Source organism: Vagococcus sp. WN80Y (genome assembly GCF_059621045.1).
Map to the genome: position 1 here is coordinate 56,992 of NZ_JCAQHY010000164.1, position 19,484 is coordinate 76,475.

The following is a 19,484-nucleotide window of genomic DNA, read 5'->3' on the forward strand; positions in this document are numbered from 1 at the left end:
TCCAAATCATTACGCTTAGAAAAATAAGTATAAGTGTCTTTCCCCTGAAATGCAACTGATGTCCTTTCAGCAAAAAAAATGATTATCCCCTTCTCTATTTGTGAAGACTGACAATCCCCTACTCATTTAAACAACGTGTCATTTTATTCTGTCATTCTTTGCTTTTTTACCAAATGTGACATTCTTTTTCGTGAACTTCAGAACAACGACCACCCTTTCGCTCCTTACCCTCACACTTATCATTTTAATTCCTTTCACAAATGAACATTTCTTCAAAAAGATACCGGTTTCAATACTTTTATAATTTTTCTGTTATTGAAAAAACGCTAGTTATTTGTTATTATATAATTGTTTCACAAATCATTTGGGGAGGATTTTGTTATGAAAAAGAGGAATAGAACAACTTTTTTATCACTAATTGTGATTATTTTCGCATTAGTTCTAGCTGGTTGTACACCAGATAAGACAGATAAAAAAACAGATACCAAAGAAGCAGCGAGCGGTCAATACACACCTGGCACATATAAGGGAACAGGTGAAGGAAAGAACGGGCCAATCGTAGCAGAAGTAACCTTTACAAAGGATAAAATTAAGTCAATCGAGATCGTTGAACACAGCGAAACAGATGGTCTTAGTGATACCTCTATTAAAGACTTACCTGCGGAAATCGTGAAAAACCAATCATTAGGTATCGATACAGTCAGTGGTGCTTCAATGACTAACCAAGGTATTTTAGATGCTATCAGCGATGCTGTGAAGCAAGCTGGCGGTGACCCAGAAGCTTTAGCTAATGTTAAAGTTGAAAAGGAAACCTCTGATGAAGTTGTTGAATTAACAACAGATGTTGTTGTAGTTGGTGGTGGTGCTTCAGGGATTGCCTCTTCTTTAAGAGCAGATGAACTTGGCTTCAAAACAATTTTATTAGAAAAAATGAGTTACATCGGTGGCGCAATCTCAGTCAGTGGTGGTAACCAAGTCGTGATGGGCTCTGACTTACAAAAAGAAGCAGGAGTCAAAGACGATAGCGTAGACAGCATGACAAAAGATTTCCTAGCCAATGGTGACGGTAAAAATGTCCCTGAGCTACTTAACCTATTTGCTGAAAATATTGGTGAAACAACTAATTGGTTAACTGATTACGTTGGTATTCAGTACGATACTAAAAGTGGTCTACATAAATTAGCCGAATACAGCCATGACCGCGAACTCGCTTATAAAGATGGCGGATCTGGTTTCGCAAAAACGGCCCGTAAAGCAGTTGAAGATTCATCAATTGACTTACATTTACAAACACAAGCAACAGAATTAATCACAGATGATAGCGGACGTGTAACAGGTGTTGTTGCCAAAGAAGATTCTGGAAAAACTTACAACATTACGGCAAAACATGTTATTTTATCAACAGGTGGTTACGGAAATAACAAAGACTTATTATCTGATGACATGAAAGATGTCTTATACTACGGTCCTGAATCTGCAACAGGTGACGCCATTCTTATGACTGAAGATAAAAAAATCAATGCTGGTACTCGCTTAATGGAGTACGGCAAACGTTATCCAAACGGGATTGAAGTCTCTAAAGGACTAGCTAAATCAACTATTAACGGTAACATCGCCGCCTTTAGCGAAAGTGCTATTCTAGTCAATACTAAAGGTAAACGCGTAGTTAATGAAAAAGCAAGTAACCGACAAATCCTTGAAATAGAAGTGGCTCAAGATGATAAGATGCTTTACTTATTAATGGATCAAGCAACCTTTGATATTTTCAGAGAAAAAATTAGCGAAGGAGGCATTAGCGGAGCTGATGTTGACACTTGGCTAAAAAATAATGGTTCTACAACTCCTTATTTCTATCATGCAGACTCTTTAAAAGAGCTTGCTACAGCAGCTAAAATCACACCTGCTGACCTTGAGAAGACTGTTACAGATTACAATGGCTTCGTTAAAGCAGGTGAAGATAAAGACTTCAAGCGTCCCGCTGACTACTTGAAGAAAGAAATTGGTAAAGGACCTTATTACTTAGTTGAACAAAAACCGCGTTTTGCTACAACTATGGGTGGCTTAGTCGTTAACACTGACTTACAAGTCTTAAACAAAGACGATGAAGTTATTCCTGGTTTATACGCAGTCGGAGAAATCGCTGGTGGTGTTATGGGAGATGACTCTCCTTCAGGTGCTAACAATGCGTGGGCACTGACTTCTGGTAAACTTGCTGCGGACTCAATTAAAGCAGAAAAATAATTAGTAATCCTATTAAAAACAGCGTTGACTCTAAGAGTCAACGCTGTTTGTCTAATTTAATCTACTTGGCCTAAGAAAGCTTTCAACAATGCTTTGTTTTCATATGAATCATCACTCTTGAAATCAATGTTCCACTTGCCATCTTTTTTAGTCATGCTAACAAACAAATCATTACGAGGCTCACCAACTTCAGCCTCAGCATAGATATCAGCCAATTTACCAACCGCATATTGCTCACGTTTAGCAGAATCGTAGTCATTGTTTTTCTCATCATATTCTTCTTTGAAATCACTAATCAAATCTGTCACAGCTTGACCAGAAATCCCTTTGAAATCAACCTCAACTTTTGCTCTTTCGCCAACATTTCCAGCAGATTTCACCTCTAATTCAATCGCTTCACGTTGATTCGCAACGTAGCTCTCAAATGCTTTCGCTGACTCATCATCCGTCAAACGATAGCTGTAAAAAGTATCCTTCAACATGTTAGTGTATTCTTTTTTGATCATATCAATATCAGCTTTAGAATCATTGCCAACTAATTTTTCATAATCTTCATTCTCTTCTTGTAAGAAAACCACGTCAATATAGGCTTGTAATGCTTTCACAGGCTCATCCAAAGTCTTTTTAGACGATGCATACTCCTTCAAATCAAGAGGCATCTCAACATCTGCATGAGAGTTTCCTTTTTCATCATAGCCATTAGAACTGAAGACAAATTGATATTTTTTACCGTCTTCAACTTCAAAAACAACTGTTCCAGACAGGCTCTTACCTGGCGAAAGCTCACCTGAAAAGTCTTTTAACTGACTCTCATAATCCAAACGCAATGTGCTGATCTTTTCATCTTCGCCCTTTTCTACAAGGTAAAATGATTGGTCAAAGATAAACATTTTATCCTTTGACGTGTTCTTAACCTTCACATCCAACGCAATTACATCCTGATCCTCTTCTGTGTCGCCACCGATTGGGTCAATATAAGTACCATCTTCAATCGAAACCTCTGCCACTTTACTCTTAGTGGTCGCTTGTTTTTTTCCTTCACCGCTACCTTGATTAGTTGTTCCACAGGCTGCTAACAACCCAACCATTGCAACTGCAACTAATAATTTAATCTTCTTCATCTTCTTTTCCTCCAATACTTATTTAAACTAAACATTTGTTAGTTACCACTTTTCAAATGAATGACACCCATCCAGTAAGTTCCTTGTAGGTTCTCATCCTTTGTTTGCTCCATTACCTTACTACCAATCTTATAAAAAGCTTCATCTGTTAAATTATAACTTGTTCTTAATGACGCTTCTCCGTCTTTGCCAAGAGTACTGACTAATTCTTCAACAATCTTATCTTCGTCAAAATACTTATCTTCAACATGATAAAACTCACTGTCGGCATCTTTATCTGACGCTTGATAATCAACCAAATTACGGTCAATCACATAACGATCATCTTCAACTAGCACTTTAGTAGAGGCGTTCCCCGGAATATTTAACAGTGCATTGGTCATCGCCTCATTGTCGTTGTTGGTACTATCTAAAATGTACCATTCATCCTCAATTTTAACTTTATTCCATGCATGTGGTAAATCGCCTTCCAAGTAACCAGTCACTACGATAGCCTCTAGCCCAGCTTCATCTGCCAATAATTTGAATGCTCCAGCATAACTCGCGCATACGCCTACCTTATTAATCAGAACTCCGTATGGCGTGAAAGAATCATTGAATTCAGCATCAACGTTAACGAAATTATTCTTTTCAGCATTTTCTAACGCACCATTATCATACTCAGCAATATCAATTAAATAACTGTTAATGGCGTACTCTTTTTGTAGGTCACTCATATCATCCTTGATAATCTCAGCGACAACCTTTTTAACCTCTTTACGTAATTCAGCCTGCTTTTCCTTCATTTCAGCCGTCTCTACGTTGTAAGTTACTTTCAATTTCTCACCATAACCTACAATCTGCGCACCTTCCACACCTAAAATCAGTGGGTTTTGATAAATTGCTTCCATCCAAGCATCAAATAATGTCTCTTGAACCATCGCTTCTGGGAAATCTTGAATATCAATCTCTGTTTTTCCGTCCAACATGTTAATTGCTAAATACTCGCTTAACGCACTGTTAGCCGTAATTGTATCTGTTGTTTCTGAAACAGTTTCTTTCGATTCCTTTTTACGACGACTCGTTGATTCCTTCGTTTCACTTGTAGTAGCGGATGTTTCCTCTTCTGAAGTAGACTCTGTTGTCGCTTTTTTACGGCGTCTAGTTGTTTCTTTTGACTCCGTCGTTTCTGTTGTTTCTTTTGTCGTTTCTTGAGTACTCTCACTTGAATCACTTGATTTCTTGCGACGACGGGTTGTAGAGCTCGTCTCAGTGGATTCCTCTGTTGACTCTTGACTACTAGATTCCTTCGACGATGTGCTGCTTTCTGTCGCTCTTTCTTCTTTTTTCGGCCTCTCTTGTGTCTCATCAACCTCTTCAGATGTCATTTCCACCTGAGTACTTCCGGCTTTATTACGTAAATTATCTTGACGCTCTTTTAATTTTTTCAGATCCTCTTTCCAAGTATCTACAAAATAATTTTCAACCTTAGCCTTGCCAGCAAACGGTGTCCCTTCCACTGTATAAGGAATCGTAATTAGTTCTACTTCATTGGCTTGCATATCAGACATATCTTCTTTCTCATATGCCCCCCAAAGCTCCGTATCTTCTTTAGCTTTTGAAATATCATAGTTAATCAACTTTTGAACAAGAGAACCATCACTCATCGTGACCCAGCGATAAGAAGGGAGAAGTCCCATCTCAACTGCTGTTGTTTTCCCTTCCTCTTGACTGCTCTTACCAATTTCTTCACGGTAAGGGATACGCTTTGCTAATTCTTTTAAGCTCAACGTATTACTAATCGCAGAGGTCCCATCTTTAGAAACAGCGACAACTGCAAAACGCTTCTCTGTCTCATCATCTTTTTGAATTGGTCCACTACCTTCGCCATACTTCTTAATATTTTCTTCTGTTTGACGGTCAATTTCTGCGACTTTAAATGTCGTGTACGCAGCACCTGGCTCAGCCTCAAAACTCGTACCGTCTGTAATCTTCTCACGAACGAAAGCCTGACCTGTTAGCCCTCTTTTTTCTTGATAATCAACATCGATCAAGTAATAATACTCAGCTCCAGCTAATTCGTTCCAAGAAAACTCGGGTGTCCCATCTTCTGTGATAGTCAATTTCAAGCGAATATCACCTGATAACTCATGAACCACACTAATCGGCGTTACCAAAGGTTTATCAAGTGGCTCTCCTGTTTTTAAGTCCACCTTAACTTCCATATACAACTCGGATAAATTACCCCAGTCTTGGTTATCATCCTTTTGAAAAAGCAAGACATTTGATCCATCAAAACCAAAATCTTTTTTATTAACATCTACCTGTCCAATCGGCAAAACTGCTGAACGGGGCGGCAAGACTTCTAAAAAGGACTTATCATCGTCACTATTAAAATGCGTACCTACTGACTGAGTTAAAGCTGGATCTTGGAAAACCTCCACAATCTCAGTGTATTTCTCCATCCCTAATGCAATCGGATCAAATTCAATATTAAGCTTAATAGGCTCATCTCGTTGAATGGTTAATTTTTCTCCTGTATAAGCCAACTGATCCTCATCATATTTCCCTTTTACATCGGCCGCTACCTGACTGATACTCAATTGTTTTCCCATATCAACGGCTTTTGGATCCGCCTTTTTATTGGTTCCACCTTGTTGACAAGCACCTAATACTAACGTCGCTAGCAACAAGCTCGCAATCACTTTCTTTTTCATATTCTTCCTTTGACCCCTCTCACTTTTGACTTTCTAACACTAATACCCGTCAAGGTAACAAAAGGTTACAAGCTAAAATTTATTTTTAAAATAATCGATGAATTCAGTCTCTGTCACATCAATCCCAGTGACATAATAGTAGGTGCCATCACGTTCATATGTCCCATGATATGTCCCCTTTGTATCACGTCCTAGGCGAACACTGTGTCCCTTAATTTTACTCTTTTTAACCGACTGTAAAAATTCTGGAACAATGGTTTGATCCGTTGATGAGATAACTTTAATCCGATCATTTGTTTTACTGCCTTTTTCTGACATTCTTCCCAAATTTGGATTCAATGCTAGCTTCGTTTCACTCACAGCTTGAATAGTTATATGAGTCTGCGACTTAACATAACCAAACGTTCCAACCATAATAATTAAGACAGCTACGCTCACGATAGCTGTTCGGCGCATCGTTAGTTTAATAATTGGTGCTTTCGGTCTATCATCTGTCGGCTCTTCAACAGATTCCTGAGACTTTTTCGCCATCTCCTTGCGCATCTCAACTTTTGTATCTTCAATCAATTCTCGAGACGCTTTTATTTTAGATAACTCTTCGTTATATTCTTCCTTCATTGATTAGATCCCCCTTTAATAATGTTCTCAAGGTTTCTCTCGCTCGTGACAGTCGTGTTTTAATCGCTGATTCAGATTGATCTAATAGCTGGCTAATATCGCGAACCGAATAGCCTTCAAGATAGAATAAGTGGATCACAATCCGTTGTGCTTCTGGAAGCTCCCAACACGCTTCCAAAACATCTTCAACCTCCTCATCTTTAACTATGACCTCTTCGGTAAATTGCTCATCAGCCATCGAAACAGATTTTTTGCGCCATGCACTATTGTATTGCTTATGACAGCAATTAATCGTTACACGAATCAACCATGGCTTAACATGATCTTCACCTTTTAGTGTATCAATATATCTAACCAGCCTTAAGAAAACTTCCTGAAAGACATCCTCAGCATCACTTTTTTGCTTCATTTGCACATAAGCAATTCGATAAACCATATCGGCATATTCTTCTATTATTTGCTCAACATCAAGTTGAGCCTTATGTTTATTTTCCATTTTTCTCCTCACTTCTAATACCTCTTAACACCATAAAAAGTTACAAGCTAACTTAACTTTTATTTACCAATTACCATTATAACTTTAAACGAGCTAAAACCGAACAACTTTTCGAAAAAAGATGCGTATTTTAATAATTCAATAAGCACTCTTTAATGCAACAAAAAAAAACGGTGATTTTTATCCCCGCTTTCATACTACTATTTAACTTTCATCCCTAATTTGTTAATAAAAAATCGCATTTGATCTTCGCTAATTGTCACACCTTTCAATCCTGTTAACTCTAATGATAATTGATTAAAAAAGCAGCTGCTCAGATCAACTCCTTTAAGTGACGTCTCTTCAAAATTAGCTTGGTCTAATTCACTACTGATAAATTTTACGGCTTTCAGCTCTTGTCTATAAAAATCAGCACTCTCTAAGTTACATTCCTCATAGGCCACATACTTTTGTCGGCTCTTCTCAAAGCTGCTCATAGAAAGGTTGCATTTTTTAAACAAGGTGTGATTGATATAGGCTTCTGGAAACTTAGTCCCCATAAACTTGCACTCGTGGAACTCTACTCGATTGAAATAGGCTTTAGATAAATCCGAGTTTGAAAAATCACATCTTAAAAAAACAGCATCAATCACTTCTAGTTTCCCTAAATCACACGCTAACATCGTCACATTATTAAACCGACTTTGAGCAATCTGAGCCCGCTTAAACGACAGCTCTTCAACTATTTCTCGTTGAAATTCCTCTTGAAATAGTTCTGGGTCTTCAATTGTTATAAAATTTGCTAACTTGTTAAGAGTAAGTACTTCCGGTATCCGAGGGTTATCCATCTTGTTTCCTCCTAGTTGATAATATCAAAGCCCCTCCATTATACCATTTTTCGCAAACTAAATACCTCGTTTCTTGACATGGAGCCCACTCTAGGATATATGCTTATTTCCACAACAAATTTAATCACTGAAAGGATGTTTTATAATGACTAAAACGTATACCGTTATTACAGGAGCTAGCTCAGGAATTGGTCGATCGGCAGCCATCGCCTTTGCAAATCGACAAAAAAACTTAATTTTAATCGCTCGACGAGAGGAACTATTACTTGACCTAAAGGAGGAGATATTAGCTGAACACCCTGATTTGGAGATTGTCTTAAAAATCTGTGATTTAACCAATTCAGCTACTTGTTTGACTCTTTATCACGAATTAGCTGATTACGCCTTAGAAACATGGATCAACAATGCTGGATTCGGTCACTATGATTCAGTCGCCGATCAACCACTAGACAAGATGATGACCATGCTTCATCTCAATGTTGAGGCTCTAACTATATTTTCCACGCTGTTTGTTCGTGACTATCAAGACAGCGAGGGGGCTCAATTAATTAACATTTCTTCCTCTGGCGGTTATACCATGGTGCCTAACGCCGCTACATATTGCGCAACAAAATTTTTTGTCAGTTCCCTGACTGAAGGGATGTCACTTGAGCTTGCACGAATTGGCGCTCTTTTAAAAGCAAAAGTTTTAGCTCCCTCTGCAACTGAAACTGAGTTTGCACAGGTCGCAAATAATCTCACTAGCTACGATTATATGAAAGGCTTTTCCCATTATCATACGAGTACAGAAATGGCAGATTTCCTCTTAACCCTCTATGACAGCCAAGCAACTGTCGGCAAAATCAATCGAGATAGCTTTGAGCTAGAATTATCTGAACCACTTTTTGATTATGTTGGCAAAATAATCCCTAGATAGAACCTCTAAGTTGTCAATTAAAGCGATCACATGCTATCATTTAGATACATTTAAGAAGGAGCTGAACATGATGAACGTTGACGAATTGATCGCAAGAGTAAAAGAACTAGTCAGTGCTGATAAAATGGAAGAAGCCAAACAATTTATCGAAGATCACAAAGATGAACTAGGTGACCACATTCATGAGTTAAGTGGCTTATTTAGCGATAATGCCGACAGTCTGATCGGCAAGGTCAAAGACTTCTTCAAAGGGAACTAGTTAGCTGTTGTTTTACACTGCTCAAAAAGCGATCACACGTACATGTGATCGCTTTTTTCATTTGCTCGTTTTACTCAACTCTCCCTCTTTCTTTTTCCATAATTATATGATATAGTTTTAAAAACTAGATGAAATAGTTTAGGAGATGTTTATGGAGCATATACAAAAAAATTGGCAAGACAATTTACGAAAAATTCACCTCCCACGTTGGGATGAGCTGCCTGATATCGACATTTACATGGAGCAATTAGTCACCTTAGTTGTGCGCTATACCAGCCCCTTTAAAGTAAATCAGCAAGCGGACCCGTTATTAACGCCTGCAATGGTTAATAATTACGTTAAGCAAAAACTAATTCCGACACCTAAAAAGAAAAAATACGATCAGCGGCATGTCGCACGACTGGTAATCATTACCATTCTAAAACAAGCCTTTGACATCCCTGTCGTTCAACAAGGAATTGATTGGCAAACCGCAAGTGGCGATTATCGCAAAGCTTATAACCAATTTTGCAAACAAATGGAGGACACCATTCAATTATTCTTAGTTGATGACCAGACTGAAAAATTCGAGTTAGATGTTGTCGATATTGATTTTCTTCCCATTCAGATGGCTACAATTGCCTTAACTTCAAAATTGGTAGCTGAAAACACGCTACATACTTTGGCACAAAAAAAAGCAGATGACGAACAATAAAGGAGTACTTAATTATGACACAAACAACACATAAAATTGCACTATTAGTAGATTCAGGAATGGATCTTCCACCATCAATCAGTGAGAAGGATGGCGTTTACGTGATCCCTTTGAATGTAATTTATAAAGATAAAACCTACATTGACAAAGTGACCATCACCTCAAAGGAAATCTATGAACGCTTAGCTGTTGAAATCCCATCTACCTCACTACCTGATGGTCAATCTATCAGCAATGTTTTTGAGCAGATTATCGCCGACGGCTACACTCAACTTGTCGTTTCAACCATCTCCAGTGGTCTAAGCGGTACCCATAATATGTTGCAGTTAATGAGTCGTGAGTACCCTCAACTAGAGGTCCTATTAATTGATACCAAAAATATCGGAATCGGTGGCGGACTACAAGGCGTCTACGCGAAACGCCTAATCGATGAAGGCCTCACTCTTGCTGAGCTTAAACAGAAACTAGAAAAAAATGTGATTAGCACTCGGGTATTCTTTAGTATCCCTACCTTAGAGTATTTGAAAAAAGGCGGCCGAATTGGCTTAGTGTCATCCATTCTTGGTACAGCTCTTAACTTAAATCCGGTTATTTCTTGTAACCCAGATGGCATCTATTACACAGTCAACAAAGCCCGTGGCCGTAAGCGTAGCTTGGAAAAAATGCTACATGTAGCAGAAGAATTTATCGGCAATCATACCTCCTATGATATTGGCGTTGCCTATGGTAATTCCATTGAGGAAGCTCGCGAATTTGCCGAAGCAGTCAAAGCTCGCCTGCCTCACTTTAAAGATTTCTTTTTTGACGAAGTCAGCCCAGCACTAGGAATCCATACCGGTCCTGGCGTCATTGGCATGGGTGTCCAATTAAGAATGGACTAGCTAAATAGCCTAGAATGAGATTTTTATCTCATCCTAGGCTATTATATATTTACACCTCTCCTATAGAATCTAGCTCTCGTGGTAAATAGATAACTGTTTTAAACATATCACCGTCCACCACAATTTCAAAGCTTCCTCCATGTAGGTTAATAATTGAATTAGCAATTGCTAATCCAAGTCCCGAACCTTCTGTATTACGAGCCTCGTCACCACGAGTAAACCGCTCAACTAAATTACTCGCATTTTCATTTAATTCATGCAACGAGATATTTTTCAACTCAATCTTTACTTGCTGCTTAGTCTCTTCAAGCTTCAAGTAAACTCGCGTACTCGGCATGGCATATTTTACAACATTACCAATCAAATTATCAAAAACTCGCCACATTCGGTCACCATCGATCATCATCATCAACGATTCCTCGGGCTTATTATACATAATTTTTAAGTCTTTTTTGGCCAACTCTTCCCCATACTCAGCTAATGATTGTTGCAACAGCTGCCCTAGATTAATCACTTTTTTGTCCAACGTAATCTCACCATTATTCATCTTAGTCACTGCAAATAAATCATCAATTAAATTTTTCATCCGCATAGCCTTGCGATTAATAATCGCCACGTACTCACGTCTGTCCTTATCTGCTAATTTTTCCTTTGTCAATAAATCCCCATAAGAGATAATCGACGTCAAAGGCGTCCGTAAATCATGACTGACATTCGTTAATAATTCCGTCTTGAGCGTTTCACTACGTTGACGGTTATCATGAGTGACACTAATAATCTGCTCAATATGAGCGAGATTTTCCATACTATCCTCGATAATCTCGGTTGGTAAAGCTTCCTCTTGATTTTTTTCTAATATTTCCTGAGGTCGTTTAATCAATCTGTTCAATCGAAACTCTCTAATAATTAATGGCAAACTTCCAATTGGAACAATCAACAGTAAGAAGAAAATCCCTTGAGCCATCCATTGTGACGACGCCATAACCACTATCAGTCCCAACATCAAAACATAGACTAGGACCCCACCTAATTGAATTACTTTTGGTAATTTACCAAATAAACGGCGAACTTTCTTTTTCCCACGACTGATAAGACTCGATTTAGCCTGTGTTGGAAAATTAGGGTATCCCTCGACCTTTTTAATCGTCATCCAAGCATCTTTTAATAGGAAAAGTACGATAAATATTCCCATATAGCCGAAAACAAAGAATAACATCATACGAATTGACATAAAACGCAAACCCGGTGATACTTGCCACGTCAAGAAGAACACGAATGAGATACCGGCCAATAGCACTAAGCGTAAATCCAATGGCAATTGCTGAATCGAAGCCGCCTGTTCATGGTAATAAATCGGCTCCCAAAGGAAACGAATTGCAACAATAACACCCATGATAGCTAACACTAATCCAAACATAAAGAGCAAACCATTCTTTTTTGCCTCTTTTACCATCTTCTGATTCTTTAAATCAACACTAGAGCCTTGCTTAATCGCCATATAGCCCGTAGCTTTCAGTTCTTCAGATAAATCTGTTTCACGAAATAGCTCGATTTCCTGTAACTCCTCTGGCATAGCTGGCCAGATTGTGGCTTTTCCCACACTCAACACTTTCTCACTCGCAATTGCCGCCTTGATTGCCTGGGCCTTACGACTCGTCGGTTTGGTTTTTAAATTGGTGACGACAAAACCAGATTCGTCCTCAAAATAATAAAAGTAATTATCATCAGCATAATCTGATTGAGCTTTTTCCAAGCTTTTGACTAATTTCGGCTTCATTTTTAGCAACAAATCACTGTCACGCTTCACAATTTTCTTTCTAACAGCACCATTACTTGTATAATTAGTCACAATATCTAAAACTTTAGCATCTCGTTCTTTTGTCAAAGAATCTACTAATTTTTCCTCTTTTTTCTCTTTAGCAGCCTTAATCAACTCTGTATATTGACTCTTTATATCGCGAACCTGCGACTCCAAATCCCCATACTGATAGCGATAGTTTTCCACAAGATATATGGGAATCAAATCAGCTGATAGCGTTTTGTCATCAAAATTTTCTATATAATTAAGAACAAGCTTACTCCCTAATTCTGTTTGAATTCGGTAATCGTCTTCCGCATGCCCGACCACCTGACTATCATCTGCCTTATATTTCAACATCAATAAGCCGCCGACCGTCAACAACAACGTTGCAATAAAAATCGAATAACTACTTTTCCATCTTATAGCCAACACCCCACACCACCTTTAAGTATTTTGGTTCTTTTGGATTCACTTCAATTTTTTCCCGTATTTTGCGAATATGAACGGAAACAGTATTATCAGAATTAAAACTCGGCTCTTCCCAAACTGATTCGTAAATATCATCAATCGAAAAAACACGCCCAGGATGACTCATCAACAATTCTGTGATCTTAAACTCGGTCTTAGTCATCTTCACCTCACGCCCCTCGACTGTAATTGTCTTCGCATCTTTATCCAACTCCAAGCCATTTAAACGCAAGACATTTTCCGAGCCTTTTTCAAACTCACCTAAAGTTAAATAACGGCGTAGCATTGATTTAACTCGCGCCAATAATTCCAACGGACTGAACGGTTTTGTTAAATAATCATCGGCACCCACTTGCAAACCATGAATTTTATCAATGTCCTCACTTTTGGCACTCAACATCAATATCGGTACATTGTTTTCCTCTCGTATCTTATGAGTCGTTACAATTCCATCTAAGTTAGGCATCATAATATCTAATATAATTAAATGGACCGTTGTCTTTTCTAAGGCAACTAAAGCGTCCAATCCATCTTTCGCTTCAATCACTTGATAATTTTCTTGCTCCAAATAAATGCGAATCGCTTGTCTGATCTCAGCATCATCATCTACCACTAAAATAACTTTTTCCATCTGTCATCCTCCACATATTCTTTAACTAGGTCCTATTATAACGAGTAAGTGTTAACTTTTACTTTGACATTTTCTTAAAACTTTCTTAAAGTGAGACTACTTCTTTTCTTCTTATAAGATATCATTGTTCTACACTGAAAAACAGCTAAAACATTAGACAATAAAAAAGCACAGACACCGAATTTATCAGTCTCTATGCTCTAGCTTTATTTTACCCCAATATACTTTTTAATCACTTCAGCTACGACTCCTTGATTATGATCAGCTGTCGTCACATAATCACAAATCGCTTTAACCTCTGGTACCGCGTTCCCCGCAGCAACTGACAAGCCCGCTACCTCTAACATCGCAAGATCATTGTAATTATCACCGATTGCGATTGTTTCACTCATCTCGATACCTAATAATGCCGCAAGATCCCGCAAGCCTTGTCCTTTATTAATTCCTAAACTATTAAACTCCATATAACGATTAGATGAATAACTCACCTCACACTGACCGTCAGTAATAGGACTAACCAGTTGTTCAAGTGATTTTAAATATACCATATTCATATTTTGAAAAAGTATCTTGGCGATAACTTTTTCTTTCAAAAAATCAACACAGTTATCATGCTTTTCACAATAAGCCATCGTATCACCTGCAAAACGGGCCCGCTCACTTTCAGACATGTTAAAAACATAAAGCTCTTCCTTTGTATAAACATGAATACACACATCTTGCTGCAACCCAAACTCAAATAATTCCTTCATCTTTTCAAATGGCATGCCTTTAAACTGTAATAACTGATTGCCATTATTTTCCGTCAAAGCGCCACCATTAAATGACAGCACATATTCCTCCGCCATCTCATGTAATCCAAGCTCTTTAAGCGTTTCTTGAACTGAAGCATAACCACGACCTGTTGCTGGTACAAATTTAACCCCAAATTCTTCTCGAGCACGCCGAATCGCATCACTATTTTGCTTTGGCACCTGATGCTCATGGTTCAACAAGGTTTCATCTAAATCACATGCAATTAACTTATATGTCATCTTTTTCCCCTCCAACATTTACTTAACCCAAGCATAGCAATAATTACCATTTAGTGATAGTCATTCTGGCACGTATTAGCACGAAAAAAACAAGTTATCTCAAAAAAAGCTTCCTTCTTTCTCAATTTCCCAAAACTTATTATTTGTAAGTAACTTTCTTTTAGTGTATCCTTTAGATATAAATTAATAAGAGAAAGTTGGATTTCCTATGAACCTCACTAACTATAAAATTCAAACCGTCACATTAAACGTGACTGACTTACCAAAGATGACCGATTTTTACGAAAAAACAATGGGCTTTTCTGTGCTAGAAACCACAAATGAATCAGTTAAATTAGGCATTAAAGCCACTAATCAGGTTTTACTTCACCTGCAAAAAGTAAGCATTCCTAGAAGCCAAACCAGCGGCCTGTACCATATTGCCTATCTTTTACCTAATCGCGCTGCTTTAGGCAATTTTTTACGCCACTTAGCACTCACACAATATCCCATTCAAGGTGCTAGTGATCATGGCTATAGTGAAGCCATTTATCTAGCCGATCCAGAAGGAAATGGTATCGAAGTTTACGCGGATAAAGCTGAGAGTCAGTGGGACATCCGCGACAATGGGATTATCGTTGGCATTACCGAAGCAATGGACGTCGAAGGCGTGTTAGCTGCGGCAGACCAAGAATTTGACTTAATGGCGAAGGAAACCTTTATCGGTCATGTTCACCTTGCAGTGTCAACCGTCCCAGAAACTAGCCAGTTCTTTCATGATATTTTAGACTTCACCATCACCTCTGAATTTGGCAAACAAGCAGCCTTTTACGGAAAAGACGGCTATCATCATCAATTCGCTGGAAATATTTGGACAACCCACCACTTCCCTAAAAATCAAGACAATGCACCAGGGATGAATGATATTTTAGTTCTCGTATCAGCTGAGGTGATGGCTGATACACAAGCCAATATGGATGCTCAAAACTACCCTTATGAGCGATTAGATGGGGAGCTTATTTTCCACGATCCTAATGGAATTAACTTTCATTATCGCTTAAACTAATATCAAACAAGGGAAGAAGCTGAGACATAAAGTCGTTTTGCTCCGATCTACGTAAACTTCGATACCTTAACTCTCTTCGATGTCCCTCATTTCTAAGGACTAAAGCCCAAAGAATGATGGCTTGCAAGTTTAGTTGCTTAGAAGTTTAGGACAACGAAGCGTAGCATAGTGAAACATAGTGAGCAGACTTTTGGAGCGCGTTTGCCACATAACATACATGAAAAAACGAGAGCGAGACTTTTGTCTCACTCTTTTTTTGATATAATTATGCTATGATTATCATAACAAACCTGCGAAAGGAGTGCCTGCCGTGTACTTAATTAGTGAGTTTTCTAAAATAACTCAATTAACGGTCAAAACGCTTCATTACTATGATAAAGAAGGCTTGCTAATTCCTTATAAGCGTCATGAGCAAACCGGCTATCGGTATTACGATGAAGCTAACTATCAACAAGCAAAAAAAATAAGCTCCCTAAGACAATTAGACTTTTCCATTAGTGAAATTAAAGATGTTTTAGCTGTTCACAACACCGAAGCCGATTTTAGTTACTTTCTAAAGGAGAAGGAACAACAGATTAAAGAACGAATACGCAAGGATCAACGTTTATTAACTGCAATTAATACAGAACTAATGCGCCAAAAGACACCTAGCATGCAACCAAAAACAAGTTCGATTAGTGAAAGCAATAGTCCTGCTCTGCTAACGATTAGTCAGAAATTTTACGGACGTTATGAAGAGGTAGGCCCTATTATCGATAACCTCTTTAAAGAAGCTGGTAAACTAACAGCTGGGCCTGTCATCACCTTACTTTATGATGATAGCTACCAAGAACTTGCGACCATGCGGATTTGCCTTCCTGTTAAGCAGCGCTTTACCATAAAAAAGGCTGACATAACTTTTTGGCAATTATCCAATGAACCTGTTCTTTCGCTCGCTCATTTCGGTAGCTACGACACTGTATCCACCTCGTATAAACGCCTTTTGGATTACGCAAAAGAGCACCAGTTAACGCTAAAATCCCCTTCAAGAGAAGCTTATGTTAAAGGGCCGGGGAAACTATTTCGTGGAAATCCAGATACCTATGAAACCCAACTCATGATTCCCTATAGCAGGTAGTCATCACTCAACTTGACACTCCCCCACAGTAGAGAGTTTAAACTAGATGTAGCACTTAACGAATTGGAGGAAAAAGCCGATCAAATACGAATGGCGCAAACAAGACAAACCTATCTATTTACCAAAAGCAACACCAACAGTGGTCGAGCTGCCTACGATGAGCTACTTAACCATTAAAGGAGAGGGAGATCCTAACAAAGACAACTTCAAAGATAACATCCAAGCGCTTTATGCTTACTCTTATGCGATCAAGATGTCACCCAAAAAAGGCATCGAAACAGCTGGTTTTTATGACTACACAGTCTTTCCATTAGAAGCCTTTTGGGATTCAAAAGTCCCAGTTATTATGGGAGAACCTTTAGATAAGAGCCAATTAATTTACCACATGATGATTCGCCAACCAGAATTTGTCACAGCAGACCTAGTAGCAGCAATAAAAGAGGCGGTTATGAAAAAAATCGCGCCTGAGCTAGTAGAAAGAATCAAATTTGAAACGATTGACGAAGGCAAAACGCTCCAATTTCTTCATCATGGGAGCTATGATTCAGAGACTGCTAGCTTTGAAAAGATGCTCGCTTATTGTGAGGAGCACCAGCTCGAGCGAGTTGGTCACATCCACAAAGAAATTTATTTATCAGATGCTCGTAAAGTCCCAGCTGATAAATTAAAAACCGTTCTACGTTTTCCAATTAAATAGAAAAAACTTAGTGTGGAAGAAGCTGTCTCCCACACTAAGTTTTTTTAATCTAATTTAGCAAAACCGTCATTCAACATCGTTCTAATCGTTGAAATCGACTCTGACATTTTTTGTCTTTCTAAATCATTTAATGGAATCTCTAAAACACTTTTGATTCCCTCACGATTAATAATCGCTGGTGATCCGATGTAAATATCTTTTTCACCGTACTCTCCTTCTAAGTATACAGATAACGGTAAGATGGCATTTTCATCATCAAAGATTGCTTTAGTAATCCGCGCCAAGGCAATCGCGATACCATAATGAGTCGATCCCTTACGTTGAATAATTTTGTAAGCCGCATCTCTGACACCGGTCACCAACTCAATCAAGCTATCTTCGGTAATTTCTGGGTGCTCCTTGACCCACTCATAAATTTGCATCCCGCCAACATTGGCGTGCGACCACACTGGAAATTGTGTATCCCCATGCTCACCGATAATATACGCATGGACATCACGAGCATCTACATCCGTCAAATTTGCCAAGGCCAATCTAAACCGAGCACTATCTAGAGAAGTGCCTGATCCAATAACTCGATTAGCAGGCAGTCCGGAAAACTTCCAAACGGCATACGTCAAGATATCTACTGGATTACTTGCTACTACAAAAATCCCATCAAAACCGCTGGCCATAATACTCTCAACGATTCCTTTTGTTATTTTTAAATTTTTATTAATCAAATCTAGACGTGTTTCGCCTTCTTTTTGTGCCGCCCCAGCAGTTAAAACTACCAAGTCAGCATCATGGCAATCATCATAAGTGGCAGCATAGATTTTTTTAGGAGAGGTGAATGCTAAACCATCTGATAAGTCTAAGGCATCGCCTTCGCTTTTCCCTGTATCCAAGTCAATAATACCCAACTCACGTCCAATATTTTGTGCAACTAACGCAAAAGCATAGCTCGAACCAACATCGCCAGCTCCAACTAATATAATTTTCTCTTTTTCTTTTCTCTGACTCATAACAATGACCCCTTTTCTGATAAATCACCTTATTAAGCTTCCACAGTTATTTTACCTCTTTTTTGAAGGTCATGAAAATAATATGACTGGACAGACACAACTAAGTTAATCTTATTCTGCTCCTTTTCCCTCTTATCTCCCTCAAAGTCTTTTAAACTACGCTCAAAATTCGATGTACGCTTTTAGCGGACAAGATTCATTCTCACTTCTCCTGTAAAATTAGGTAAAATTAAGACACTTTAGGTACCTTTTATGACTGTTTGGGAAGTTTCCCCCTCATGAATCTGACCTCTTGATACGATATGTGTATCCGATACAAAGAAAGAGGTCAGTGAATATGGCAAAAGAATCAACGTTTATATCCGATTTAGAAGAATTAGGTTACCAACCAATGGAAAATAGAGCAATCGTTTTACGCTTCCAACCAGAAAATTTGAGTGGTGAAATCGCCAATTTTTTCTCAACTACCAATTATTTTGTTTTACAGCTTTGTCAGGAACAAGCTGTCTTGCTTCCTGTCGCGTATACTTGGCTAGGCACCTTTAAAACTAAAAAAACCGATTTGTTAGAAATTGCTTATCATTCGATTCAAGATGTCACCTTAACAGAAGATAAACTAAACTACATCCTAAAAGTTGTGACAGATAATCAAACAATGATTTTCCGTCTGCAACAAAAAGAATTAAGCTTTTTAAGATCAAGTGGAGTCATTGGCTCAGAATCAAACTTCTGGGGAACTAGAACCAAAAATTGGCACCAAGATAACTTCGATGCCACATTAGCTGATTTATTAGCCTTTGCCAAAAAGTAAATAAACTCAAAAGAGGATGAGACTTTTGTCTCATCCTCTTCTAATTTTACGAATATTATGTGACAAACGCGCTCCAAAAGTCTGCTCTCTCGGCAATTTCTCAAAACCCGAGCAATCGAAATTGCCG

General features: G+C 38.4%; 18 protein-coding genes. 9 read left to right on the forward strand and 9 right to left on the reverse strand.

The genetic code is table 11. The features are described 5' to 3' along the window. Positions 1-381 precede the first annotated feature (381 nt). The gene (locus AC5KOD_RS15470; RefSeq protein ID WP_496915471.1) at positions 382-2,241 is read left to right on the forward strand and encodes an FAD-dependent oxidoreductase; all 1,860 of its coding nucleotides are present in this window, start codon (positions 382-384) and stop codon (positions 2,239-2,241) included. Positions 2,242-2,297: 56 nt separating this feature from the next. On the opposite strand, the gene AC5KOD_RS15475 is transcribed toward AC5KOD_RS15470, so the two are convergent. The 5 genes from AC5KOD_RS15475 to AC5KOD_RS15495 form a co-directional block, all read right to left on the reverse strand. Further along, complete coding sequence (locus AC5KOD_RS15475) at positions 2,298-3,362, reverse strand: DUF5105 domain-containing protein (RefSeq protein WP_496915472.1); 1,065 nt, start codon at positions 3,360-3,362, stop codon at positions 2,298-2,300. A gap of 38 nt (positions 3,363-3,400) precedes the next feature. Beyond that, positions 3,401-6,058: a transglutaminase domain-containing protein gene (locus AC5KOD_RS15480; protein ID WP_496915473.1), complete on the reverse strand. Its 2,658-nt coding sequence runs from the start codon at positions 6,056-6,058 to the stop codon at positions 3,401-3,403. A gap of 72 nt (positions 6,059-6,130) precedes the next feature. Beyond that, on the reverse strand, positions 6,131-6,676 hold the full coding sequence (locus AC5KOD_RS15485; protein WP_496915474.1) for a hypothetical protein: 546 nt from the start codon (positions 6,674-6,676) through the stop codon (positions 6,131-6,133). Beyond that, positions 6,660-7,172, reverse strand: coding sequence for an RNA polymerase sigma factor (locus tag AC5KOD_RS15490; RefSeq protein WP_496915475.1), 513 nt, complete (start codon positions 7,170-7,172; stop codon positions 6,660-6,662). Before AC5KOD_RS15490 ends, AC5KOD_RS15485 begins: the two co-directional genes overlap by 17 nt. A 200-nt stretch (positions 7,173-7,372) precedes the next feature. Beyond that, positions 7,373-7,999: a pentapeptide repeat-containing protein gene (locus AC5KOD_RS15495; RefSeq protein ID WP_496915476.1), complete on the reverse strand. Its 627-nt coding sequence runs from the start codon at positions 7,997-7,999 to the stop codon at positions 7,373-7,375. 145 nt (positions 8,000-8,144) lie between these two features. Between AC5KOD_RS15495 and AC5KOD_RS15500 the strand changes: the two genes are divergently transcribed. The 4 genes from AC5KOD_RS15500 (at position 8,145) to AC5KOD_RS15515 (ending at position 10,749) form a co-directional block, all read left to right on the forward strand. Then, the gene (locus tag AC5KOD_RS15500; RefSeq protein ID WP_496915477.1) at positions 8,145-8,915 is read left to right on the forward strand and encodes an SDR family NAD(P)-dependent oxidoreductase; all 771 of its coding nucleotides are present in this window, start codon (positions 8,145-8,147) and stop codon (positions 8,913-8,915) included. Positions 8,916-8,985: 70 nt separating this feature from the next. Continuing rightward, on the forward strand, positions 8,986-9,174 hold the full coding sequence (locus tag AC5KOD_RS15505) for a hypothetical protein (RefSeq protein WP_496915478.1): 189 nt from the start codon (positions 8,986-8,988) through the stop codon (positions 9,172-9,174). Between the two features lie 151 nt (positions 9,175-9,325). Continuing rightward, entirely contained in the window at positions 9,326-9,868 is a 543-nt protein-coding gene (locus tag AC5KOD_RS15510; protein ID WP_496915479.1) for a DUF1836 domain-containing protein, read from the forward strand. 14 nt (positions 9,869-9,882) lie between these two features. Next, positions 9,883-10,749: a DegV family protein gene (locus tag AC5KOD_RS15515; protein WP_496915480.1), complete on the forward strand. Its 867-nt coding sequence runs from the start codon at positions 9,883-9,885 to the stop codon at positions 10,747-10,749. Positions 10,750-10,798: 49 nt separating this feature from the next. Here AC5KOD_RS15515 and AC5KOD_RS15520 read toward each other — a convergent pair whose 3' ends face one another. From AC5KOD_RS15520 to AC5KOD_RS15530, 3 genes are all read right to left on the reverse strand, one after another. Then, positions 10,799-12,979 carry a sensor histidine kinase gene (locus tag AC5KOD_RS15520; protein ID WP_496915481.1) on the reverse strand — a complete coding sequence of 727 codons (2,181 nt, stop codon included), beginning with the start codon at positions 12,977-12,979 and terminating at the stop codon, positions 10,799-10,801. Then, positions 12,957-13,649 carry a response regulator transcription factor gene (locus AC5KOD_RS15525; RefSeq protein ID WP_496915482.1) on the reverse strand — a complete coding sequence of 231 codons (693 nt, stop codon included), beginning with the start codon at positions 13,647-13,649 and terminating at the stop codon, positions 12,957-12,959. Before AC5KOD_RS15525 ends, AC5KOD_RS15520 begins: the two co-directional genes overlap by 23 nt. Before the next feature lie 206 nt (positions 13,650-13,855). Beyond that, on the reverse strand, positions 13,856-14,683 hold the full coding sequence (locus AC5KOD_RS15530; protein WP_496915483.1) for a Cof-type HAD-IIB family hydrolase: 828 nt from the start codon (positions 14,681-14,683) through the stop codon (positions 13,856-13,858). A 208-nt stretch (positions 14,684-14,891) separates the two neighbouring features. Here AC5KOD_RS15530 and AC5KOD_RS15535 point away from each other — a divergent pair, with 208 nt between their 5' ends. The 3 genes from AC5KOD_RS15535 to AC5KOD_RS15545 all read left to right on the forward strand — a co-directional run bounded on the left by AC5KOD_RS15535 (position 14,892) and on the right by AC5KOD_RS15545 (position 17,542). Further along, positions 14,892-15,728 carry a VOC family protein gene (locus AC5KOD_RS15535; protein WP_496915484.1) on the forward strand — a complete coding sequence of 279 codons (837 nt, stop codon included), beginning with the start codon at positions 14,892-14,894 and terminating at the stop codon, positions 15,726-15,728. 310 nt (positions 15,729-16,038) lie between these two features. Further along, positions 16,039-16,845 carry a MerR family transcriptional regulator gene (locus AC5KOD_RS15540; protein WP_496915485.1) on the forward strand — a complete coding sequence of 269 codons (807 nt, stop codon included), beginning with the start codon at positions 16,039-16,041 and terminating at the stop codon, positions 16,843-16,845. 139 nt (positions 16,846-16,984) lie between these two features. Then, the gene (locus tag AC5KOD_RS15545; protein WP_496915486.1) at positions 16,985-17,542 is read left to right on the forward strand and encodes a GyrI-like domain-containing protein; all 558 of its coding nucleotides are present in this window, start codon (positions 16,985-16,987) and stop codon (positions 17,540-17,542) included. A gap of 44 nt (positions 17,543-17,586) precedes the next feature. On the opposite strand, the gene AC5KOD_RS15550 is transcribed toward AC5KOD_RS15545, so the two are convergent. Next, positions 17,587-18,546 carry an L-lactate dehydrogenase gene (locus tag AC5KOD_RS15550; RefSeq protein ID WP_496915487.1) on the reverse strand — a complete coding sequence of 320 codons (960 nt, stop codon included), beginning with the start codon at positions 18,544-18,546 and terminating at the stop codon, positions 17,587-17,589. 337 nt (positions 18,547-18,883) lie between these two features. Between AC5KOD_RS15550 and AC5KOD_RS15555 the strand changes: the two genes are divergently transcribed. Beyond that, positions 18,884-19,357 (forward strand): hypothetical protein, encoded by a 474-nt coding sequence (locus AC5KOD_RS15555; protein ID WP_496915488.1) that lies wholly within the window; start codon positions 18,884-18,886, stop codon positions 19,355-19,357. The last annotated feature ends 127 nt before the right edge of the window (positions 19,358-19,484 follow it).

Coding starts and splice junctions, on each gene's coding strand:
- AC5KOD_RS15500 (WP_496915477.1), top strand. CDS start 8,145: ATGACTAAAACGTATACCGTTATTACAGGAGCTAGCTCAGGAATTGGT.
- AC5KOD_RS15515 (WP_496915480.1), top strand. CDS start 9,883: ATGACACAAACAACACATAAAATTGCACTATTAGTAGATTCAGGAATG.
- AC5KOD_RS15490 (WP_496915475.1), bottom strand. CDS start 7,172: ATGGAAAATAAACATAAGGCTCAACTTGATGTTGAGCAAATAATAGAA.
- AC5KOD_RS15550 (WP_496915487.1), bottom strand. CDS start 18,546: ATGAGTCAGAGAAAAGAAAAAGAGAAAATTATATTAGTTGGAGCTGGC.
- AC5KOD_RS15475 (WP_496915472.1), bottom strand. CDS start 3,362: ATGAAGAAGATTAAATTATTAGTTGCAGTTGCAATGGTTGGGTTGTTA.
- AC5KOD_RS15480 (WP_496915473.1), bottom strand. CDS start 6,058: ATGAAAAAGAAAGTGATTGCGAGCTTGTTGCTAGCGACGTTAGTATTA.
- AC5KOD_RS15495 (WP_496915476.1), bottom strand. CDS start 7,999: ATGGATAACCCTCGGATACCGGAAGTACTTACTCTTAACAAGTTAGCA.
- AC5KOD_RS15535 (WP_496915484.1), top strand. CDS start 14,892: ATGAACCTCACTAACTATAAAATTCAAACCGTCACATTAAACGTGACT.
- AC5KOD_RS15505 (WP_496915478.1), top strand. CDS start 8,986: ATGAACGTTGACGAATTGATCGCAAGAGTAAAAGAACTAGTCAGTGCT.
- AC5KOD_RS15470 (WP_496915471.1), top strand. CDS start 382: ATGAAAAAGAGGAATAGAACAACTTTTTTATCACTAATTGTGATTATT.
- AC5KOD_RS15530 (WP_496915483.1), bottom strand. CDS start 14,683: ATGACATATAAGTTAATTGCATGTGATTTAGATGAAACCTTGTTGAAC.
- AC5KOD_RS15485 (WP_496915474.1), bottom strand. CDS start 6,676: ATGAAGGAAGAATATAACGAAGAGTTATCTAAAATAAAAGCGTCTCGA.
- AC5KOD_RS15525 (WP_496915482.1), bottom strand. CDS start 13,649: ATGGAAAAAGTTATTTTAGTGGTAGATGATGATGCTGAGATCAGACAA.
- AC5KOD_RS15510 (WP_496915479.1), top strand. CDS start 9,326: ATGGAGCATATACAAAAAAATTGGCAAGACAATTTACGAAAAATTCAC.
- AC5KOD_RS15555 (WP_496915488.1), top strand. CDS start 18,884: ATGGCAAAAGAATCAACGTTTATATCCGATTTAGAAGAATTAGGTTAC.